This window comes from Paenibacillus tengchongensis (assembly GCF_008973665.1).
GTDB classification, from domain to species: Bacteria; Bacillota; Bacilli; order Paenibacillales; family Paenibacillaceae; genus Paenibacillus_AQ; species Paenibacillus_AQ tengchongensis.
In genome coordinates this window covers 227,315-248,866 of the sequence record NZ_WACP01000008.1, presented here as the reverse complement: position 1 = coordinate 248,866, position 21,552 = coordinate 227,315, and the positions used below count along the sequence as shown (strand labels likewise).

Annotated in this window: 20 protein-coding genes, 1 tRNA gene, 1 pseudogene and 1 riboswitch; of the genes and pseudogenes, 5 read left to right on the top strand and 17 right to left on the bottom strand. The window is 54.3% G+C overall.

Annotated elements, in window-relative coordinates; genetic code table 11:
* Positions 1-62 precede the first annotated feature (62 nt).
* From F1381_RS15315 to F1381_RS28890, 12 genes are all read right to left on the bottom strand, one after another.
* The gene (locus tag F1381_RS15315) at positions 63-1,928 is read right to left on the bottom strand and encodes a rhamnogalacturonan lyase (RefSeq protein WP_246188047.1); all 1,866 of its coding nucleotides are present in this window, start codon (positions 1,926-1,928) and stop codon (positions 63-65) included.
* 277 nt (positions 1,929-2,205) lie between these two features.
* Positions 2,206-3,090, bottom strand: a complete 885-nt coding sequence (locus tag F1381_RS15310) for a UbiA-like polyprenyltransferase (RefSeq protein WP_151735712.1) — start codon at positions 3,088-3,090, stop codon at positions 2,206-2,208.
* Between the two features lie 51 nt (positions 3,091-3,141).
* Entirely contained in the window at positions 3,142-4,449 is a 1,308-nt protein-coding gene (locus tag F1381_RS15305; RefSeq protein WP_151735711.1) for an aspartate aminotransferase family protein, read from the bottom strand.
* 93 nt (positions 4,450-4,542) lie between these two features.
* On the bottom strand, positions 4,543-6,474 hold the full coding sequence (locus F1381_RS15300; protein ID WP_151735710.1) for a peptidase U32 family protein: 1,932 nt from the start codon (positions 6,472-6,474) through the stop codon (positions 4,543-4,545).
* A gap of 20 nt (positions 6,475-6,494) precedes the next feature.
* Positions 6,495-7,286, bottom strand: coding sequence for an energy-coupling factor transporter transmembrane component T family protein (locus F1381_RS15295; protein ID WP_151735709.1), 792 nt, complete (start codon positions 7,284-7,286; stop codon positions 6,495-6,497).
* Positions 7,279-8,172 (bottom strand): energy-coupling factor transporter ATPase, encoded by an 894-nt coding sequence (locus F1381_RS15290; RefSeq protein WP_151735708.1) that lies wholly within the window; start codon positions 8,170-8,172, stop codon positions 7,279-7,281. The genes F1381_RS15295 and F1381_RS15290 overlap by 8 nt, the downstream gene beginning before the upstream one ends.
* Positions 8,148-9,014 carry an ATP-binding cassette domain-containing protein gene (locus F1381_RS15285; RefSeq protein ID WP_151735707.1) on the bottom strand — a complete coding sequence of 289 codons (867 nt, stop codon included), beginning with the start codon at positions 9,012-9,014 and terminating at the stop codon, positions 8,148-8,150. The genes F1381_RS15290 and F1381_RS15285 overlap by 25 nt, the downstream gene beginning before the upstream one ends.
* Positions 9,015-9,018: 4 nt before the next feature.
* Positions 9,019-9,594 carry a Gx transporter family protein gene (locus F1381_RS15280; protein WP_187355372.1) on the bottom strand — a complete coding sequence of 192 codons (576 nt, stop codon included), beginning with the start codon at positions 9,592-9,594 and terminating at the stop codon, positions 9,019-9,021.
* Positions 9,578-9,961 (bottom strand): NusG domain II-containing protein, encoded by a 384-nt coding sequence (locus F1381_RS15275; RefSeq protein ID WP_150272181.1) that lies wholly within the window; start codon positions 9,959-9,961, stop codon positions 9,578-9,580. The genes F1381_RS15280 and F1381_RS15275 overlap by 17 nt, the downstream gene beginning before the upstream one ends.
* Positions 9,962-10,170: 209 nt before the next feature.
* The gene (locus F1381_RS15270; RefSeq protein WP_151735706.1) at positions 10,171-11,703 is read right to left on the bottom strand and encodes an HD-GYP domain-containing protein; all 1,533 of its coding nucleotides are present in this window, start codon (positions 11,701-11,703) and stop codon (positions 10,171-10,173) included.
* Between the two features lie 510 nt (positions 11,704-12,213).
* Positions 12,214-13,143, bottom strand: a complete 930-nt coding sequence (locus F1381_RS15265) for an alpha/beta hydrolase (RefSeq protein WP_246188046.1) — start codon at positions 13,141-13,143, stop codon at positions 12,214-12,216.
* A gap of 220 nt (positions 13,144-13,363) precedes the next feature.
* Positions 13,364-13,705, bottom strand: a complete 342-nt coding sequence (locus tag F1381_RS28890; protein WP_246188058.1) for an LPXTG cell wall anchor domain-containing protein — start codon at positions 13,703-13,705, stop codon at positions 13,364-13,366.
* On the opposite strand from F1381_RS28890, the gene F1381_RS29090 reads away from it, so the two are divergent.
* On the top strand, positions 13,695-16,214 hold the full coding sequence (locus tag F1381_RS29090) for a beta strand repeat-containing protein (RefSeq protein WP_281349921.1): 2,520 nt from the start codon (positions 13,695-13,697) through the stop codon (positions 16,212-16,214). The genes F1381_RS28890 and F1381_RS29090 overlap by 11 nt on opposite strands.
* On the opposite strand, the pseudogene F1381_RS29285 reads toward F1381_RS29090, so the two are convergent.
* A pseudogene (locus tag F1381_RS29285) lies at positions 16,190-16,933 on the bottom strand (choice-of-anchor A family protein); the annotation flags it as partial. The gene F1381_RS29090 and the pseudogene F1381_RS29285 sit on opposite strands and share 25 nt — an antisense overlap.
* Positions 16,934-17,048: 115 nt before the next feature.
* Positions 17,049-17,141: riboswitch (cyclic di-GMP riboswitch) on the bottom strand.
* 696 nt (positions 17,142-17,837) lie between these two features.
* Between F1381_RS29285 and F1381_RS15255 the strand changes: the two are divergent.
* Positions 17,838-18,206: a YhjD family protein gene (locus F1381_RS15255; RefSeq protein WP_151735703.1), complete on the top strand. Its 369-nt coding sequence runs from the start codon at positions 17,838-17,840 to the stop codon at positions 18,204-18,206.
* Between the two features lie 257 nt (positions 18,207-18,463).
* Here the strand turns inward: F1381_RS15255 and F1381_RS15250 are convergent, their stop codons facing one another.
* Complete coding sequence (locus tag F1381_RS15250; RefSeq protein ID WP_151735702.1) at positions 18,464-18,817, bottom strand: YunG family protein; 354 nt, start codon at positions 18,815-18,817, stop codon at positions 18,464-18,466.
* A 260-nt stretch (positions 18,818-19,077) separates the two neighbouring features.
* Between F1381_RS15250 and F1381_RS15245 the strand changes: the two genes are divergently transcribed.
* Together F1381_RS15245 and F1381_RS15240 are read left to right on the top strand one after the other, a co-directional pair.
* Positions 19,078-19,281: a DUF6199 family natural product biosynthesis protein gene (locus tag F1381_RS15245; protein WP_151735701.1), complete on the top strand. Its 204-nt coding sequence runs from the start codon at positions 19,078-19,080 to the stop codon at positions 19,279-19,281.
* Positions 19,282-19,296: 15 nt separating this feature from the next.
* The gene (locus tag F1381_RS15240; protein WP_151735700.1) at positions 19,297-19,572 is read left to right on the top strand and encodes a hypothetical protein; all 276 of its coding nucleotides are present in this window, start codon (positions 19,297-19,299) and stop codon (positions 19,570-19,572) included.
* Positions 19,573-19,642: 70 nt separating this feature from the next.
* Here the strand turns inward: F1381_RS15240 and F1381_RS15235 are convergent, their stop codons facing one another.
* A complete protein-coding gene (locus tag F1381_RS15235) occupies positions 19,643-20,188 on the bottom strand; it encodes a hypothetical protein (protein ID WP_151735699.1) in 546 nt (181 codons plus the stop codon).
* Between the two features lie 507 nt (positions 20,189-20,695).
* Here F1381_RS15235 and F1381_RS15230 point away from each other — a divergent pair.
* A complete protein-coding gene (locus tag F1381_RS15230) occupies positions 20,696-21,058 on the top strand; it encodes a type II toxin-antitoxin system HicB family antitoxin (protein ID WP_222850447.1) in 363 nt (120 codons plus the stop codon).
* Between the two features lie 32 nt (positions 21,059-21,090).
* On the opposite strand, the gene F1381_RS29360 is transcribed toward F1381_RS15230, so the two are convergent.
* Together F1381_RS29360 and F1381_RS15225 are read right to left on the bottom strand one after the other, a co-directional pair.
* Positions 21,091-21,315, bottom strand: coding sequence for a YhjD family protein (locus tag F1381_RS29360; protein ID WP_484549336.1), 225 nt, complete (start codon positions 21,313-21,315; stop codon positions 21,091-21,093).
* Positions 21,316-21,394: 79 nt separating this feature from the next.
* Positions 21,395-21,466 (bottom strand) — tRNA-Thr (locus F1381_RS15225).
* Positions 21,467-21,552: the final 86 nt, after the last annotated feature.

Genomic DNA, 21,552 nt, shown 5'->3' with positions numbered 1-21,552 from the left:
TAAAAAGCATTCGCCCTTCCACGGAGGAGGGGCAAATGCTTTTTTTAATACATTGATATCACTTAAGGCACCACGTATATATTGGGCTTGACGACAGCGCCCATGCCGTTGCCGAGAAAGAAGCCCGTATGCGGCGGCTGGTTGTAAGCTGTGTTCTGCCAGGCGATGCTCAGCCGGTAAACTGGATCATGCATCAGGGTATAGATTTTGTTCGCTGTGACGGCAGTAGTCGTATAGATGCGCAGGGCGGTGTTATCGGATTTGCGCCAGATGACCTCCTCCCGCCAATCGCCGAGCAGATCGGCCTGCAGGCTTGGCGTCGCCTTGGTGCCGTTGTTGGAAGCTACACTGGCACCGGTCAGCAGGTTAGACACGGAACTGCTGGACGGGTTCCACTTGTCAATTTTGACACCGTCCAGCAGTTCCCGCGACAAATCACCGTCCCACCAGATCCCGAAGTTGATCGAAGGCGTCGAGCTGCTGATCTTGGTTCCGGTAATCGAGTACAGCCCTACTCCATTGCTGGCCCATACCTCTTCTCCGGGATAGTTAGGATCAATGTCAGCCGCCATGCCGCGTCCGGTATCCGCCCCAGTATTTACGCCCCACAGGACCGTACCGTTCGCAGCATCCCATACGGCTGCGCCATAGGCAGCGCTTGTGTTCTCCATCACCTTGAAGACTTCCAGGCCGGCGCGGTTCGGATTAAGATCGCCGACATGCAGGGCATCCCCGTGTCCAAGTCCGGTATTATACAACTTCGCCCCGTTATCATCGATGGTCAATGCGCCATAAATGATTTCGTCCTTGCCGTCATTATCCACATCGGCTACGCTCAGGCTGTGGTTGCCCTGGCCCGCTGTTCCGGAATTAGTGGAGCTGTTGCTGTCGAAGGTCCACTTGCGCGTCAACGAGCTGCCGTCCCAGTTAAAAGCCACCACCACCGAACGGGTATAATAGCCGCGAGCCATAATGATGCTTGGATGGACACCGTCCAGATAAGCGACTCCAGCCAGGAAACGGTCTACGCGGTTGCCGTAGCTGTCGCCCCAACTGGATACCGTTCCGCGTGCCGGCACGTAATCAATGGTCTTGAGCACTTTGCCGTTCTGGCCGTTGAATACCGTCAGGTACTCTGGACCTGTAAGAATATAACCGCTGGAGTTCCGGTAGTCGGCGCTGGCGCTGCCAATTACTGTCCCGCCGCCATCCACGGTGCCGTCTGCGGTTTTGCAGACCACCTCGGCTTTGCCGTCTCCGTTGAAATCATATACAAGAAATTGCGTGTAATGCGCGCCGGCCCGGATATTCTTTCCGAGATCAATCCGCCAGAGCCGCGTACCGTTCAGCTCATAGGCATCAAGATACACATTGCCTGTGTACCCGCTCTGCGAGTTATCCTTGGAATTGGATGGGTCCCATTTCAACACAATTTCATAATCTCCGTCCCCGTCCAGATCACCGACACTGGCATCATTGGCACTATAGGTGTAGCTGACGCCGTCGGGCGTAGTGCCGCCTGCCGGAATCTGAATCGGCACGTCAAGATAATTGTTGCTCCATACACTGGCTGCCGGTGAAGCCGCCTGTTCCGTCCCGTTGACGATTGCCCGTACGGTGTAGGTTGAAGACGTAGTGCCTGCACTGTCCTGATAATTGGTACTGCCGATAATCGGGCTGGAATTAACCTTGGTCCCGCTGCGGTACAGATTAAAGCTTACCGACAAATCCTCTGTGCCGAGCAGCCGCCAGCTGACGAAGACGCCCCCTGACACTTTCACCGCCACCACTCCGCGGTTCAGCTTCTCCGCTTGCCTGGCTGCGGCGGCCGATGCAGACGGGACCTGTACCAGGCCCTGAAGGATCAGTGCAAACAACACAAACACAATGACAGACCTGAAACCCAACATGTGTAACCGCTTACTCATTTGTAAAGCCTCCTTCTCATAATTTAGTAAACTTGTAATATTACAATAGAATCCACCAGCGATTATTACATATAATTACATATTTTCATATCATGAATTTTGATTTTATACAGTAATTTTTGATTATCTTTGAGGTTAGTCCTGCAAAATTACCTGTAAAGCAAGCTTTCGACAGCGATAAGGTACGAAACCATTAAGACTATAGATATGTCCTGTCCAAATCAATCAAAAAAGGCGGCAGTTCCCGGTCATCATGCTCGGGAATTGCCGCCTTAACTTATCTTACCAGGAAATAATCGATCAACGTGCAAAACAAAATGACCATGCTGATAACCTGATTCAGGTTATACGAAGCCACCTTCATCAGCTTGCGGTTCGTCGGCTTGATTATCCGGTGCTCGGTCATCAGCAGCAGGGTCGCCACCCCGATGCCCGCCAGATACATCCAGCCCATATCCATCCAGACAAAGAGGAAGAGCAGCAGCAGCACCATAATGAAATGAAGGGCTCTGGCAATCTTGAGTGCATTCTCCAGTCCGAAGAAGCTGGGAATCGACCACAAGCCGTGCCGCCGGTCGAACTCGATGTCCTGGGTGCCGTAAATAATATCAAAGCCGGCAATCCAGAGCATCACCACCGTACCGAGGACAAACGGGGTAAAAGCGATGCTGCCGGTGACGGCAAACCATGCGCCGATCGGGGCCGATGCAATAACAAAGCCCAAGTACAGATGGCTGAGAAAGGTAAAGCGCTTCGTATAGGAATAGGATGAGATCAGCACGATGGCCACCGGCGACAGCACCAGACAGAGCAGGTTGAGCATGCCGGAGGCGACGATAAATACGGCATAGTTGATAATAATGAACAAAACAACTTCCTTCTCCGCCAGCAGCCGCTGCGGCAAATGCCGGTGCGCGGTGCGCGGGTTCTGGCCGTCGAAGGAACGATCCACAAGCCGGTTGAAGGCATTGGCGCCGTTACGCGCACCGATTAAAGCAATTAGTCCCCAGAGCATCATATGCCCGGAAGGCCAGCCGCCGGCCGCCCACACCATGGAGATCACTGCGAACGGCAGCGAAAACAACGTGTGCGAGAACATGACCAGTTCGCTGAACATTTTCAGCTTCAGCGCAGTTGTCTTAAATGCGTTGATAATAACCATAATTGCCTAGCCTCTTTCCCCTTGATGCAGCTTAGATGCCACTATTTTAAATCACTTTCCGGAAGAAAGCATTTCTTTTTCACAGTGTGCCAGCACTTCCTGCAGGTTCTGCAGCAGTCCGTCCACATCTTCCGCAGTAATGACCATCGGCGGCTGGAAGGCAAGCACATTGCGGCCTACTCCATTCTTGCCGATCAGATAGCCGCGCTCCTTCATCGCCTCCAGCACATCGTCTGTAAGCACAGCGGCGGCGGCTGCATCTGACGCCTGCAGCTCCGCACCGAGCATCAGTCCGGTTCCCCGGACATCGGCCACCAGCGCCGGATAGCGCTCCTGCAGGGACAGGAGACCCTGCTTCAGCTGCGCGCCCAGCTCCGCTGAACGCTCCGGCAGCCGCTGACTCTCAATGTAGTCCAGTACAGCCAGGGCCGTGGCCGCCGAGACCGGATTGCCCCCGAAGGTGGAGGCCGAAGGCCGGTTCAGCGAGGCGGCGATTTCATCCGTCGTGGCGAAGGCCGCAACGGGAACACCGTTGCCGAGTGCTTTGGCCATACTGATAATATCGGGAACCACGCCAAAGTGCTCAATGGCAAACATTGCGCCTGTGCGCCCGTAGCCGGTCTGAATCTCATCGTCGATCAGCAGCACGCCGTATTGCTCCAGCAGTTGCTTGACCTCGCGGAAATACCAGGAGACCGGCATCACCATGCCGCCGTTGCCCTGGATAGGCTCCACGATCATAGCCGCAATACCGTCCCCCTTCTCGGCGAGCACGCGTCTCAAGCTGTTTAGCGAGACCTCAGCCGCCGCTTCCAGCGTCATCCCGGGCTGATACGGCCGTTCAATGAAGGTGACATCCTCGTCCAGATAGTTGTCCGTCCGCCACATGGCCAGACCGGTAACGCTCATGGTCAGATTGGTCCGCCCGTGCAGGCCGCTCTCCAGCGCGATGAAGCCCTTGCGGCCGGTATGCATCCGCGCCAGCAGCAGCGCGCCTTCATTGGCCTCCGAGCCGCTGTTCACGAAGAAGCTGCGCCGCAGATTCCCGGGCAGCACCTGCTCCAGCCGCTCCGCCAGATCGACATTCGGCTGGGTCAGGTAGATGGTCGAGGTATGCTGCAGCAGCTGCAGCTGCTCGATCGTCCGGCCGGTAATCGCCGGGTTGCAATGCCCGCAGGCGACTACAGACACACCGGCGAAGAAATCCTTATACTCCCTGCCGTTCTCGTCATAGACATATTGCATGCTTCCCCGCACCAGCTGCGGCGCATCGCGGTAGAAATGGGCGGTGCAAGGATAGAAATATTGCTTGCGCTTGGCGGCAACCGCCTCTCTGCCGATATAGGGTTGAGCTTCCATCCGTTGTTCCTCCTATTTGTGAAAAAAAGTACTTTCTGCGATATCCAATATCCCAAATCTATTCTATCACCGAAGTATTTAAAAATTAAACCATTAATTGAATTGCAGCGAACCCAGCGTAAAGCCCGCATATACCGGCTTCAGGCCGCCCAGCATTTCTTCTGCAGCAGCATCACCGCTATCTTGTATCGCCGTCTGATAGGCTGTAATAATGGCCCGCAGTTCCTCCACAGTATATGTAGCGGCTTCGATCCGGAAGCTGGCAATACCCATACCCTTCAGCTCCTGCAGCATTGGCAGATAACACAGCTCTTTGGAGAACAGCAGGTGGCAGCGGCCGTATTGGTCACGGTAGACTGGATTCTCACCCTTATCCGTCATCAGCACGAGCACATCGTTGCGCACGAACCGGTTGTCCTCTTCACCAATCGGCTCCATGACTTCCGTATTCTCGAACAGGTCATGCTCCATGTACATCAGCGCCGGAGAGCCGTGCACCACCATTTCCAGCGGCTGCTCGCAGCGGGAAGCAAAGGTCGCGAAGTGCTCCAGCGTCATCTCCGGTGAAACCGTCAGCTTGTCGAGGCCCAGACTGGCATACAATCCGGCGGAAAGATGGTTGTATACATTCAGGTTCACATCCCCGAGCAACGGATAGCCCATCCGTCCAAAACGGCGGATCGCGCCAAGGTTGGTAACCAGCAGCCCGTCAATCGGCAGCCGCTCTCCGCTGAGCAAATGGTCATATTGGCTGAAGTGCTGCTCCGTCATCATCCGCGGCATGCCGAGAATGAGCTTGGTGCTGCCTTTAAGCGCGCCCAGTTCCTTAATGTCTTGCTTGCTGAACGGCCGGTCCGGTTCAAACACATCCCCCGGCAAATACAGCGTATCGACGCCCATCTCCAGTGCCAGCTTGGCCTGTGCCATATTGTTGACCCGCACCGCCAGCTCCGGCTCCGCCGGCTTGCTCCGTTTCGCTTCACCCAGCCGTTCGCGCAGCTGCGCCACGCGTGTCCCGGACAGTTCGCGTTCAGCGGTCGGGGTACTGAATACTTTGCCGGTACTGTAGAACTTGCCCGTCCCTTCATAGCGGCGGTTAATATTGGACAAGCCCGGCTTGCCAAAGGCATAAGCGGTGGAGAAATCGCGCTTGCGGCTGCGGTAAAGCTTCTGGGCGTCAACCTTGCGGTCAAAGGACAGCGGGTCCTCGATATAACGGTCAATCGCTTGTCCGTAGCTGTTCGCCAGCGCTACCATGAACTCCTTATCGCGCATCCGGCCTTCGATTTTGAAGGAGGTAATGCCCGATTCGATCAGTTCCGGCAGATGCTCGTACATGTACATATCCTTGACCGCCAGCGGATACTCGGCCGGGTAGATGAAGCCGTCCTTCTTGATCCTGTAGTCCCAGCGGCACGGCTTCATGCATTTCCCCCGGTTGCTGCTCATGCCGAACACCTGGGAGCTGAAATAGCAGTTAGCCCCGTGCACGGAGCACATATCCCCATGGACAAAATACTCCAGCTCCATCCCGCTTTGCTGCCCCAGCAGCCTGGCCGTCTGCAGGTCCATCTCGCGGGAGGTGACTACCCGGCTTACGCCGAGATCGCGCAGGGCGTAGATCATCTCCAGATTATGCACATTCATCATGACCGAGGCGTGAACCGGAAGCGTAAGCCCCATCTCGCGGATCAGCTCCAGCACAGCCATATCCTGAACGATCAGCGCATCCGGCTTGGCGCCGTCCAGAAACCGCAGATACTCCCTGGACTCCTCCACATCCTCTTCGCTGAACAGATTGTTGACCGTGATATAGACCTTCTTGCCGAGGCTGTGGGCAATATCTATCGCCTGAATGATTTCTTCATGTGAAAGATTGTAGCCTTTGCGCATCATGCGCATGTTAAGTACAGGACCGCCGAAATAGACGGCATCGCAGGCCGAGCGGATCACTTCATTAAAAATATCGAAGGTTCCGGCCGGTGCCAGCAATTCAATTTCCTTGCCGTTAAAATAACGTGCCATTGGTGTTTCCCCCTAAAGTATTACAGTAAAGCTACTGCAACTCCCATGATGACAAACATAAGTATGAATACGCTATCGGCTGCGCCCCATGCGGGGCGGTGGTATTTCGTGCGCGGCGCATCCATGCGGAAGCCTCTAGCTTCCATGGAATAGACGAGATCCTGCGCCCGCCGGAACGCGCTGGAGATGACCGGCACGAGCAGCGAGACAAGCATCCGCATCTTCTCTTTGAGGGGCAGCTCTTTCAGATCCGCCCCCCGCGAGGCTTGCGCCTTCATAATAATCTGCGATTCGTCAAGAATCGTCGGGATAAAGCGCAGGGCGATGCTGATCATCAGCGTAATCCGCTCCGGCGACAGCCCCAGTTTCTTGAACGGGGTCAGAACGCCTTCCAGCCCCTGGTTCAGCTTCGCCGGCCGCGTTGTAAACGTAAGCAGTGCAGTGAAGGTGATCAGCAGGAACATCCGGATAACAGAGAACGCCGCCAGGCGGAGTCCCCCCTCGTGCAGCGAGAAAGAGCCGATGGTGAACAGCGCCTCCCCTTCTTTGACCGTGAGGGCCTGCACCACAAAGATAAACAGCATTAAATAACGCAGCGGCTTGGCCGCCTTAAGGTAATACTTGAGCGGTACCTTCGTCGAAGACAGTACGGATACCGAGAAGACCGCCAGCACCGCCATCGCCCACCACGAATGCGCCAGCAGGATGATGACGAGATACAGGATCATTGCTAAAATTTTGGACCTGGCATCCAGCTTATGCACCCAGGAGCCAGTCTCGATGCTGCGTCCCAGCAGCAGCCGATCATTCATAGCGATCCCTCATTTCTGCAGCAGAGCCGCCCGGCTCCCGCAGGGCGGCAATCCGCTCGGCCAGGCTCTCCGCAGTCAGCCGCGGCTTCTCACCTGTCAGGCCGAACCGCTCCGCCACCGCCCGCCAGTAGCGGAGCGATTGCGGAACAGTCAGGCCGCAGCGCTCCAGCACCGCAGGGTCTGCGGCAAGCTCGGCGCCGCTGCCCTGAAAGGCCAGCCGGCCTTCCTGCAGCAGCACCCAGCGGTCGGCATAAGGCAGCAGCTCGTCCATCCGGTGGGTTACGATGATAATAGTGCGCCCTTCTTCCCGGCAGAGCCGCTCCAGCAGACCGATCAGCTCGGCGCGGCTGACGGGGTCCAGCGTGGCCGTCGGCTCGTCCAGCACGAGGATCTCAGGTTCCATGGCCAGCACCGATGCAATCGCCGCCTTGCGCATCTGCCCGCCGCTAAGGTGGAAAGGATTGCGCTGCAGCAGTCCGTGGTCCAGCCCCATCGCCGTCATCGCCTTGCGCGCGGCCTCCTTGGCCTGCTCCGGGCTCATGCCGAAGTTGAGCGGCCCGAAGATCAGGTCCTTCTCCACCGTCTCTTCAAACATCTGCTGTTCCGGGAATTGAAACACCAGGCCTACACGCCGGCGCAGCGGCAGCAGCTTCGGCGGCTTCTCCCCGGCGCGGATCGTGACGTCAAGGACGCTCACCGTCCCTTGCGTCGGCTTCAGAATGCCGTTGAACAGCTGCAGCAGCGTGGATTTGCCGGAGCCCGTCGCCCCGGCAATGCCCACCATGGAGCCCTGCGGGAGATCCAGATTCATATCGTGCAGTGCCGTCTGCCTCCACAGGCTGCGGTCCGCATAGGTGTAACTCACTTGCTGAAGTTGGATGGCCATAACCTGTCTATAAGCTCCTTTTCACTGGCGGGAACCTCCGCCGGAATCCCCTGCTTCTGAAGCTCGCGCGCCAGCCGCCACGGATACGGCTCCCGCAGATGGCATTTCCGCAGCAGCTCTTCATCCAGAAACAGCTCCGCCGGAGTCACATCAGCTGCCAAACCGCCGCCATGGAGGGCAAGCACACGATCAGACGCCAGAATCTCGTCGGCATCATGCGTGATCATCAGTATCGTGTAGTTTCCTTCTGCGCGCATTCCCTGCAGAATCTCCATCAGCTCGTTGCGGCTGCCTTCGTCCAACATGGAAGAGGCCTCGTCAAAAATGACGATGCCCGGTTTCATGGCGAGAATGGAAGCGATGGCCACCCGCTGCTTCTGTCCGCCGGACAGTTCGCCGGGATGCTTCTCCAGCAGGTGACCGATACCCAGCTTGGCGGAAATCGCCTGCAGCCGTTCTTCCATTTCCGCGTATGGCAAACACAGCCCTTCCAGGCCGAATACAATATCTTCTTCCACGGTCGCCCCGATAAACTGGTTATCCGGGTTCTGAAACACCATGCCGATACACCGGCGGATATCCTGGATCGTCTCCTCTTCCAGCCGGTGTCCGTATACCGTAATCTCCCCGTCGCTCTTAGGCAGCAGGGCGTTCAGCAGCTTCACCAGCGTCGATTTGCCGCAGCCGTTGGGCCCGACAATGCTGACCCACTGGCCCCGGGGAATGGAGAGGGACAGATTGTGCAGAATGGGATGCTCCGGATCATAGCCGAAGGATACCCTTTCCAGGGTAATGACGTCCGGCGCCGCTCCAGCAGCGCTGTCTGAGTGAATGGTCTTCATGTTGTCAGTCCTTCCGCAGCTGCTGGTCCGGTTTCAGAAACTCCTCAAACAGCGAAATTTTAGAGAGGGATGCCACCACATACCGTACGGCGAAGCCGACCAGGACCCCTGTGACTACGCCGGTAATCAGCAGCATCGGAAAATAATAAAACGTGCTGTACGATTTCAGCACGATGGACGCGGCCAGGAGTTGTCCGGTGTTATGGGCCAGTCCCCCGGCGATGCTGATGCCGATGACGCTGAGACGTTTGCCGCCGAAGCGCACCAGTACATACATGACCGCAAAGCTGAACAGTGAGCCGAAGAGGCTGAACAGCAGGCTGGAAAAGGTCCCGAGGATAAATGCGGTAAGCAGCGTTTTGAGCAGCACCAGGACGAACGCATCGCGTGCGCGGAGAAAGTAAATACAGGTCAAGATCATAATATTGGCGAAGCCCAGCTTGGCGCCGGGCATCAGGCCCATTCCGGCGAGCGGAATCTGGGCCTCCACAATGCTGAGAACTACTGCCACGGCCGCAAATAAGGCGACGATCACCGTTCTTTTCAGTGCGGTCGTGGATTCTTTACTGGACATAGGCATCGACATCATCTCCCCCCGAAGCGCTTGCGATTTCTACCAATACCCGGTGCGGCAGGCAGACAATCGTCTGCTTCGGCAGCGTAATGAAGCCAAAGCCGAGGCATACCTTATCGGGGCAATCGGCGTCATACATCTCAATGCCGTAATCATGCACCTTCAAAATGTTGTATCCGTGGTCTGTCCGTACATCGATCGTTTGTTCTTCTTCGGTAAGCTCCACTGTCTTGAACAGCTTGCCGTCCACCGTTATGTTGGCCACGAGATTTTTGCCGGGACCGCCTTTATCATCCGAAAGCCATCTTGGAACAAGAAAAGCCAAGGCGGCAATGAGCACGATGGAAACCAGCAGAATATCTGCGCGTTTCATAAAAATCTCCCTTATTTTTTAATTAAAATCCAGACTTAATAATTATAACGGTCTCCCTGCAAACCTTCAATGAATGTCGTCGTTAATTGTCGGATTAAGTGATGAATTTCACAAAATAAACACGGAAGCAAAAAACGGACCCATCCAAATTCAGGATGAAATCCGCTTGCAACGGGAAGACCAGGAACTTTCAGCCAGTTATGCCCGGATCAGCCAATCCGTTTGCTGTACTCCTCTTTGCCGGTTTGGGCAACTCTGCCGAAGTAGGCCAGCAGCAGACCGGCGAATTCCGGATCCCACTGGCTCCCCCTTCCCTGCTCCAAAATCTGCAGCGCCCTTTCATGATCCATGCCCTTCCGGTAAGGACGGTCTGAAGTCATGGCGTCGTAAGCATCGGCAACAGCGATGATCCGGCCATGCAGGGGAATAGTCAGGCCGGCCAGACCATCCGGGTACCCTTTGCCGTCGTACCGCTCATGATGGGAGCGCACCCCGCTCAGATAAGGCGCCATCTTATCGCCGGGCTCCACCTGCAGCAAAATATTTTCGCCCAGCACCGGGTGGCTCTTGATCTGGTTGAATTCCTCTTCCGTCAGATTGCCGTCCTTGAACAGCACGCTGTCGGGCACACCGATCTTGCCGATATCATGCAGCAGCGCCGATTTGCGCAGATCATCCAGCTCTTTGCCGGCAAGTCCCGCCAGCTGTCCGATAATAACGGAGTATTCCGCCACCCGCAGCGAATGTCCGGCCGTATAGGAATCGCGGGCATCGAGCGCAACTGCCAGTGTGGTGAAGAAGCTCTCCAGCAGTTGGGTGCTCTGCCGCTCCCGTTCCTGCAGGCCACGCACCATCATGTTGAATCCGGCGACCAGCTTGGAGAACTCATCGGAATATTCATCCTGGATCTGGACCGGCTGCTCCTCCCGCACCTGGTTCATCGCATTGTACAGCTCATTGATCGGATGCTGGACGCTCCGGGTCAGCAGCCAGGCGGCAATGGAGGAGAAGAACGTTCCCATCAGCAGCACCATGCCAGCCCATGCCCAATATCCTTGCAGACCATTAAAGGATTCTTGCCCGTAATTATGGAGCCTTATCTGCGAAGCCATAATAAAGAAGACAAGCGGAAAGGTGCCGATGAGCATGCAGGTAATCAGAAACTTGGGCCTGATTGACAGAAAAACATGTCCCTCCAGCGAAAAATCGGCATGGTAAAGGTCCATCGCCCGGCTTCTGAATTCTTTGATTAGCGGAATAATAGCCGAGCTGGTCAGAAAAAACTCAATCAATGCATGCATAGCAGCGACCAGCACCGCTCCGGCAATAGCCAGCAGCAGGTAAAAATAAGGGATATCGATCCTCCCAGTGCGGATCAGCCAATAGGTCATCAGCGTTGCCGGTACGGCCATCCCCAGCAAATGCGGTCCCATGATGCGCAGCACTGCGTATTTGGGCATCCGGTGGGTATGAATATAGGCCTGCTCCAGCATGGTCAATGTCGGATGAGGCTCCTGCATCGCCTTGCGGATCGGCTTAATTTGGGCAAAAAACACGCTGATCTCAAGTGCTGCCATGATGCCGAAAGAAATCAGCAGGACAATTAGTAATTTAAGATATTCCCGGACGCTGATCTGCAGTGCGGAGAACAGAATCAGACTGCCCACCACCAGAACGGCCACCAGGGAACCAAACAAATAATTGCCGATCTGCCTTCTTAAAAATGCCCTATAAATATTCATTCGTCCCCCCATCCCAGCCAAACCCTGCTGCACTTTTTCATCTTGTTTTATATCATCTTTAATGGTATAATTAAAAAATATTTGTTTTCGTGTATATGTATCCCTGACAAGAAGATGTTTCGCCGATCTTTCCTCCACATTAATATCGGCATTTTGGACACAAAATCTTACGTTTTCTTGCATGACTCTTCCTTTTTACGAGATAAATTTCAAATTTGAGCTTTTCCGATTCACACTGGCGCGGTCATTGGAGCCGCAAGGACAAAAGAGAGGTAGGGCTTTTGTCGTTTTGGAAGGAATATTCTCGCCATACGGCTGCTGGAACTAACAAGGAATCAAGACACCCGTCATTCTCACGGACGATGGGGGATAAGTATACCGAGAACGCATTTCGCAGAGGCTTCCCTGTTGCAGGAAGCCAGGCGATGCGTGGAACATATTAGCGCCCGGGTAACCGCTTGAACAAGCGGATTGCCCGGGCGCGTCTACTTTACAGGCTTTTTATTCTAACTAATGAACATATTTGGACAAGAACTCGCTTACTTTCCCGGTGTAGGCGGCCTTATCACTCTGATAAGCCAGGCCATGGCCCGCTCCGTGCACTGTCAGCTTGTCCTTGGGACTTCGGCAGGCCTGATACAGCTCTTCCATCATGGCGTACGGGACAAAGGTATCAGCATCGCCATGGATGAACAGAATCGGCACCTCCGCCTTACGCACCTGCTTCAGTGCGGATGCTTCACTGAAGAAATATCCGGCCCTCAGCTTTGTCACCAGGCTGGCGCTCTGAATAAACGGGAAGCTTGGCAGATGGTACATCCGCCGCAGCTGATAGGACAGCTGAGCGACCACCGATGTATAGCCGCAATCCGCAACAATAGCCTTCACCTGCGGCGGCAGCGATTCGCCCGCAGTCATCAGTACCGTCGCCGCACCCATAGAAACGCCATGCAGCACGATCTGCGTCCCTTTTCCGCTTTCATCAATGACCCGAGAGATCCACTGTAAATAATCCCGCCGCTCCGGCCAGCCGAAGCCAATGTAATTCCCTTCGCTCTCCCCGTGGCCTCTGGCATCGGGCATCAGCACATTGTAGCCAAGCTCTTCGCTGTACAGCCTGGCGATGGCTCCCATATCTTTGCCTTTGCCCGAGTAGCCGTGGGCCAGGATCGCCGTCTTGCCTGCGGAGCGCTCCGCTGCCAGGTAATGCCCCTGCAGCCGGAGCCCGTCATCTGCAGTGATTTGGATCTTCAGGAGCGGCTGCCGGGCCAGCCATTTCGACCCTTCTCCCCAGGAATCCTCTGAAACAGGCGGCGGCGGTACCGCTAGGTCCGGCGCAGCGGCCAGAAATTCCTTAGGCGTCCGCTTAATCGCCAGGCGGTAAAAGAAGACGCCTGCATATGCCACCCCGCCAATGACAAGGATAACCAAAGCCAGCATAATTACACTCCACATAAATCCCGTCACCAACCTTCTATATATGTTCCGGCTCCGGCCTTAAGCCATCCATTCCGTTGTGAGCCCAGTATATCACGGCCTGAGCTGCAAGAGAAAAAGGCTCTATGCCGAGTAAAAAAGGCTGCTTCGGGGAATAGCGCTCTCCCGAAAACAGCCTCGGCGGTACTAAATCAGAGTTGCGATATATAGCTGATTTGCTCTCTTAGCGTCGTCTGCCTCTGTCCGTTCTGCCTGTTCTGCTGAGCAGCAGTCCCAGGCCGGCTAATCCCGCACCGCCAAGATAGTATGGCAGCGGACTGGCTTCACCGGTCTGCGGCAGTTCCTCAGCGGTATCCACGCCGCCAAGCGGAACTTCATCGTCCAGGATCAGCTCTTCATCACCCGCGTCTGCAGACAGACCGGGCTTAGGCGTCCCGGATGTTCCGGCTGCTCCTTCAGCCCCGGGACTGCTGACAGGTCCGAGCGGAACAGCATCTTCATCAATGACGATGTCATCGTCAGCCTCAGTGCCGGTCGGCGCCGGGGTCGGGTCATTGTTGACCACGATGCTGCTTGGCGTTGGTGCAGGCGGCGACGTCGGCACGAAGACAAGCGGTGATGGTGTTGCTGCCGGTGTCACCACTGGCGTTGTTGGTGTCACCACTGGCGTTGTTGGCGTCTCTACCGGCGTTGTTGGCGTCTCTACCGGCGTTGTTGGCGTCTCTACCGGCGTTGTTGGTGTCTCTACCGGCGTTGTTGGTGTCTCTACCGGCGTTGTTGGTGTCTCTACCGGCGTTGTTGGTGTCTCTACCGGCGTTGTTGGCGTTACCACTGGCGTTGTTGGTGTCGCTGCCGGCACTGTCGGTGTTGGCTCTTCACTCGGCGGGGCCGTTGGCGTCGCCGTCGGTTCTTCGCTTGGCGGAGCCGTCAGCGTTGGCGTTGGACCCGGTGTCGGTGTTGGTTCTTCCGACGGGGTCGCCGTCGGTCCTGCCGTCGGCTCCTCACTCGGCGGGGCCGTTGGCTCCTCGCTTGGCGCTGCCGTTGGTGTTGCTGTCGGCTCTTCGCTTGGCGGTGTCGTTGGCGTTGCCGTCGGATCTACACTCGGCTGTGCAGTTGCCGTCGCTGTCGGCTCCTCACTCGGCGGGACCGTTGGTGTTGCCGTCGGCTCTTCGCTCGGTGTCACCGTTGGTGTCGGCGTTGGCGTAGGACCCGGTGACGGTGTCGGCGTCGGACCTGCTGTCGGCGTCACGGTTGGCGTTGCCGTCGGCTCCTCGCTTGGCGGGGCCGTTGGTGTTGCCGTCGGCTCTTCGCTCGGTGTCACCGTTGGCGTCGGCGTTGGTGTTGGACCCGGTGACGGCATCGGTTCTTCCGACGGTGTCGGCGTCGGTTCTTCCGACGGTGTCGGCGTCGGACCTGCCGTCGGCGTCACGGTTGGCGTCGCCGTCGGCTCCTCACTCGGCGGGGCAGTCGGTGTTGCCGTCGGCTCTTCACTCGGCGGGGCCGTCGGTGTCGCCGTTGGCTCTTCGCTCGGCGTCACGGTTGGCGTCGCCGTCGGCTCCTCACTCGGCGGGGCCGTTGGCGTGGCTGTCGGCTCTTCACTCGGCGCTGCCGTCGGTGTGGCCGTCGGCTCTTCACTCGGCGGAGCCGTCGGCGTCTGCGTTGGCCCCGGTGTCGGCATCGGTTCTTCCGACGGTGTCGGCGTCGGACCTGCTGTCGGCGTCACGGTTGGCGTTGCCGTCGGCTCCTCACTCGGCGGGGCCGTTGGTGTTGCCGTCGGCTCTTCGCTCGGTGTCACCGTTGGCGTCGGCGTTGGTGTTGGACCCGGTGACGGCATCGGTTCTTCCGACGGTGTCGGCGTCGGGCCTGCCGTTGGCGTCACGGTTGGCGTCGCCGTCGGCTCCTCACTCGGCGGGGCAGTCGGTGTTGCCGTCGGCTCTTCGCTCGGTGTCACCGTTGGTGTCAGCGTTGGCGTAGGACCCGGTGACGGTGTCGGCTCTTCCGACGGTGTCGGCGTCGGACCTGCTGTCGGCGTCACGGTTGGCGTTGCCGTCGGCTCCTCACTCGGCGGGGCCGTTGGTGTTGCCGTCGGCTCTTCGCTCGGTGTCACCGTTGGCGTCGGCGTTGGTGTTGGACCCGGTGACGGCATCGGTTCTTCCGACGGTGTCGGCGTCGGGCCTGCCGTCGGCGTCACGGTTGGCGTCGCCGTCGGCTCCTCACTCGGCGGGACCGTTGGCGTTGCCGTCGGCTCCTCACTCGGCGGGGCCGTTGGTGTCGCCGTTGGCTCTTCGCTCGGTGTCACCGTTGGTGTCGGCGTTGGCGTAGGCCCCGGTGACGGTGTCGGCTCTTCCGACGGTGTCGGCGTCGGACCTGCTGTCGGCGTCACGGTTGGCGTCGCCGTTGGCTCTTCACTTGGCGAGGCCGTCGGTGTTGCCGTCGGCTCTTCGCTCGGCGGAGCCGTCGGTGTCGCCGTCGGCTCTTCGCTCGGCGGAGCCGTCGGTGTCGCCGTCGGCTCCTCACTCGGCGGGGCAGTCGGTGTTGCCGTCGGCTCTTCACTCGGCGGAGCCGTCAGCGTTGGCGTTGGCCCCGGTGTCGGCGTCGGTTCTTCCGACGGTGTCGGCGTCGGACCTGCCGTCGGTGTTACTGTTGGCGTCGACGTCGGCTCTTCACTCGGCGGGGCCGTTGCCGTCGCTGTCGGCTCTTCACTCGGCGGGGCCGTTGGCGTTGCCGTCGGCTCTTCGCTCGGCGGGGCCGTTGGAGTCGCTGTCGGCTCTTCGCTCGGCGGGGCCGTTGGTGTCGCCGTTGGCTCCTCGCTCGGCGGGGCCGTTGGTGTCGCCGTTGGCTCCTCACTCGGCGGGGCCGTTGGCGTCGCCGTTGGCTCTTCGCTCGGCGGGGCTGTTGGTGTCGCCGTCGGCTCCTCACTCGGTGTCACCGTTGGCGTCGACGTCGGTGTGGCCGTTGGCGTTGGCGTCGGCTTGACCGGTGGCTCCTGGCCGCTAAAAGGCTCCCAGTGCATCTGCACCAAACCGCTGAAATGTTTGGCAATTAACGTACCGTGCAGTTCAGCACGGTCGTAAAACACGTCCGCTTTTGGCGCCAGAATTGATCCTTCAAAGGTAGTATGTCCTATCTGCAGTGAAGTCGCTTCATAGAAATTGAACAGCACCTGCTCCGGTTTCCCTCCCCACATACTAGACATACTAAAGTCAGGAATTCTCACATCGGTCCCGTTAGTGTTAATAATAACCGTTGCACCGTCAGCAATATTGAAACGCATCCCGGTGGTACCCGCCCAATCGGCGGCAGTCATCGGGATAACGTTATAACTCTGCTGTGCATTGATTATTACTTTCCCCTCATCTTTTACAAGTGGAGCAGTTGATTCCAGCGCAGCAAGCTCACTTGAACGCTGCAGCAGAAATTGCTCTTCAGCGACAAAATCGATCGGCGTATCTTTACGTGGAGTCTCTTTCAAATTCACTCCGCCCGTACTGATTTTCCCTCCATAAACAGCGGTTCCGAACACCGTTCCGTTGGTCATACTGAAGTTTCCGCCTGCGACCAGCACGTCTCCTCCGGCGTCCTCCTCGGCCACACCGTAGTTTTGCAGCGTGATGTTTCCCGCAGCAGCAAGCCTCCCGTGAATCTGGTCGTTCGATTGCTCAAAATCACTAAAAGTAAAAGCATTAAAATTTCCCGCTATCCCCAATACCGGGGTCGGGTTATACGGCTTAACGGCGGCGGCCTGTATTCTCCATCCCCAGGAAGCACCTCCCGCTACAAGAGCAATCAGCATAATCACGGCGGCTTGTTTAAGCATTTTCCTGTTCATTCACCGCACCTCCAATAATCTATCCTATGATTTGAAATAAAAAGGATAACAACAAAAAGACCGCCAGGAAGACGAGCTTCATGGCGGCCGGACGATCTTGACTTCGAAAGAGCGAAGCTGTAGATTCCTGGCTTTGCGTCCCGCACTTTCATGCGGTTTGCGATTTACATGACAAATTGCTTATTTTAGTTATGTATAACAGACAAGTCTATGACATTTATTACTTTAGAACTAACTTCAGTTTATTTGTCTCCGGGGCTATTGTCAATCTATTCCTCATAATTTTAAACCGTTTAGATAGCGGATGAAACCTTGATACATAAGGTTTTTTGATTTCACTGCGATCCGATGTTTAATCTCAGACTCTTCTTATGAATATCAATTAACAAAAGTTAAGTATTTAAAATTTAGTATATTAGAACTATTAATATTACTCTTGATTTCTGGGTTTAATTTCCTAATCTTTCTATTCTGCCCCTACAACAAAAAGACCATTGTCTTCAATCAAGGCAACAGTCATGGTCATTTATTATACTTATCGCACATGTCCCCTGCATTCTCTTAAGCAGCCGTGCTCGCATTGTTTTAAATCAACTGAAGCCAGCCAATCAAAGACATCCATAACGGGACGCTAAAAATAAGTCCAAACAACAAACCGCGGCGGAGATTTCCTTCGTGTACCATCGTTATTCTCCTTTTTAGAAGCCTTATTTAAAATGATTTATATTTCAAATTTAATATACACGTTTTTAATTCATTTTATTGTGAAAAATATCACACCTATCTCTTGCCATAAAAATATTGTTGCTTCCTTTGAGCAGCTTAGGGTAAAATGCGAATATACGTTCCCTTTCGAGGTGAGACAGAGATGCATAGAGTGGAAAGCTGTGACAACCTGCTGGTGAAAGCCTACATTTTGCTTCCGCTGGTTTTAACGGCCTTCGAGCGGGACGCCGCCATCATGTCCGCACATCTGCGGACTCCGGCTCCCTATGTGGAGGTGCTCCGCAGTGCAGCAAACGAGGTCGTAGCCGATCTCAGGAATGTACGCGCCGAAATGAGGTCACGCGGGCTTAAAGTATATGAACAGAACCGGCTGGACAGCGGCGTGGAGGCCAAATATCTCTGCCGGGGTTATCATGAACGGATGCTCCTGCTGGATGATGTCATCGCTGCACAAGCCGCCCTCCAGATGCGCAGATATCTGGGCCTTGAACCTTCCGAACATACCGGTTAGGAGAAAGAAGAACACCTCCGGCTAAATCCAGGACAACGGATACTATCACTTAAAGGCCCCCGGCTAACCAGGCGCAGCCATTCTCCCGAAACGCAAATAATAAGGCCCTGCCATGGGAGGTGGCAGGGCCTTTCAGGGTACCATATAACACTGGGGGGTGTTTGGTATTTCCAATATACCGCCCGAACCTGAAAATTAGCTGATGATTTCCTAAAAAACAGCTTAAAACCGCGAACTTTTTTTCAGGCAACGCCTTATTATTGATTCCATAATCCCAATACCCGCCGCCGCAGATAAGTATATTGCATCTGATTGGTGTCCCCGAAAGCTTCCTCCCGGCTCGCCGCAAGGCCATGATATTGAATGGGCTTGCTGAACTGGGATGCCGTAAAATCCAGAGTCTCCCCTCCGATTAAGTTGTAGAAATGCCAACCTTCAGACAAAGGTGTCTTCAGCAGCTCCCCGCCCAGCACATCCTGAACGACCAGCGCCGTCACGCCGCATTGCCCGCAGGCCGGATTCTCTGCCGTCCATTTGGAGCTGGACTCCAGTGACCAGGCTTGGAGCAAGAGCCCCTTCAGTTGTTTAATCTGGTGATTTTTTCTATCCATCGCTTTTCCATCCCCTTCAACCGGGTAATTAACCTCATCAATGGACGAGGTGATCTTATGTGGTTTCTTATAGTCGAAACACTGCCTCGGGATCTACGCCTATCAAACCTGGATTGGATAAATTCAGGCCTTGCCGGAATCAACGATATCGCTGTGCCTGCATGGAAGTAAATGCTATAATTAGCCAAAAAGGAGGATACCACGAACACTGCCCGTGGATAAACGTATTCTAAACCATCCATCTTTCCAGGAGGCTTTATATGATTTTATTCAAAATCGTCCCGATCTTCTTCATGATTGCCGGCGCATTTTACGCCATTTTCCCGCAAATCGGCTGGGAATTGAACCGGCGCTACCGCGGCAATCCCAGCCCTGTGACACTGCTCTTCATCCGGGTGGTCGGTGTGTTCTGCATCATTATCGGGTTTGTGGCGTTCCGTTCATTTCCGGGTATGGCCCAGTAAGGATAAGGGCTACGCATGAAAAAACCATTACCTGCATTATTGGCCTGTTTTATCATTTGTATGGGAATCCTTTTCGGCACCAGCAACTCCATTACCATAGAAAAGGCTCAGCTGTTGCAATTAGAAAAAGAACACATTGTAGTAAAAAACCTTTCTGCAAAAACCACTAAAGTTTATACCAACTCCGATCTAACTGACCAACTAATTGAAAATAATTATTACTTTATCAGGTACAAATCCAATCTCTTTCAGAGAACACACCTTACGGATATTACACCTATGGATGAATGAAAAATACGGCGCAGCCCGGAAACCGGAACCGCGCCGTTTGCCATTTTCAGGTGTGCTACTGTTCAAAATTTCACCTAAAAGTTAACGCCATTTGCCGATCTGTTAGCATAATAGTCCGTGCAGATCCTTGACCATCAAATATAACCGAAATTAAATAAATCTTCGTATCATCCTCAAATTTTTTTGCCCATTCTGTTTCTTTTAAGTACTGCCCGCTGTCTGAATCGTATGCATAATCCAGGTTATTCTCAAGATCACTTAGATAATGATCCCCATAAATCTTCTTAACATCATCATTATTCATTCCACTGCTTAAACCAGCGGCCGTCTCATAAGCACCTTCTGATTCTTCGGTCAAATAAATGCCGGCTACTTTATCCTCCCGGTACATCACTTTTACTCCTGAGCTATATGAGAATGAATTACCACTCTCTAGTTCTCCCTCTTCACCCAGAATACTTTCCGCATCAACACGACTCATTCCATATCTAACAACTGCTTGATCATCGCCCACCTTTTGTATGGCTAAGTCTTTCGTGCTAAACCCGCCATCTGAAGATCCGCAAGCAGTAAGTAGTAAAACTAAAAACAGTAAAGTTATAGTACCCTTACGCATATCCATCCCTCCAGCTTATTTCCCTAAAGTTTACCATATGTTTTATGAAAATAAAAAAGCCCGCCGACCTGTATAGCTGCACCCTGAATTTAAAATGGGGAGTTAGTCTTTCAGCACGTCGGATAAATACGCTGCAACGAATTTAAGGGTCTATACATCTAACTTTGAATCGATCGCGAATTGTTAAATATCTGCTTTGTGTAAAAAACGTCCTCTGGCCGCAATGGTCTGCAGGGCGTTTTAATTTCCATCACGCAATCAAACCCAAAACGAACCTATTGCCAAACAAAAGCATTGTAATACGTATTCAATTCAAGCACCCCATTTAAAGGGGAAGGTCACAATTACCCATCCGGTGAAAGATGTAGCACTACATATTTTGAAAGATATCGAAAAGAAGACGGGACTTAAGTTTTAGCCCCTCCTTCTATAAATATAAATTGAGAATCAAATCTCAAAAATGGGAAGGTGTCTATTTTGAAAAAGAGCTATTCATTTCCTGCAGTATTGAACTTCACGGATAAGCATATAGAAATCTCATTCCCCGATCTCGAAGAAGCCTTGTCTCAGGCCGACAATATTGATGAAGCCGTGAGACGAGCGAATGAAGTGTTAAAGCTTACTATAATGAGCCGGATAGAGGATCAGGAGGCAATCCCGTTGCCCACACCATTGAATGTCTTGCAGCTTGAAGACAGTCAAAGAACGATTATGGCGACCGTAGTATTGAACGAAAAAGTGACTTATGTAAAGAAAACATTGACGACCGCGAAGAACTTCAAGAAAAGTAAACAGGTAAAGCCCTACTTGGCGAACTGGTCAAGTAGGGCTTTTATTAAATTAGAAGTTAGGAACGAACTTACCAGGTGAAACAGGACTGCAGGGTATTTTTCCATAGCTACTTATTTTGAATGCTCTTTTAACACTAAGCCAAGCTCTGAAGTATACCTGATCAGCCTCAAGCTTATCTCCGAACGCATCACATCGGGGGTAAGGCCGAATTGCTCTTCGTAGTCCCGGAAGAAGATTTTATAATACGATATGAAGTCATCCTGTTCTTCCGGTATAAAGCAGACGTTGCACCGCTTCAGCTCCTTCTGTAACTCCCAAGTGTGGGGTAGAAGAATGGTAGAAGTTGATGCTTGTACAGAAAAAAGGCGCGGTCCCGAAATCCCGGGAAACCGCGCCGTATGGCATTCTTAAGTATGCTGGTGAAGGGAATTGAACCCCCGGCCTACGCATTACGAGTGCGTTGCTCTACCCCTGAGCTACACCAGCGTGAAGCTTTTTTGCCGTCAAACAAAAAATATTATACAACTTTCACGCAAAAACACAAGTGTTTTTTCTCAAGCCTTAATCCGGTC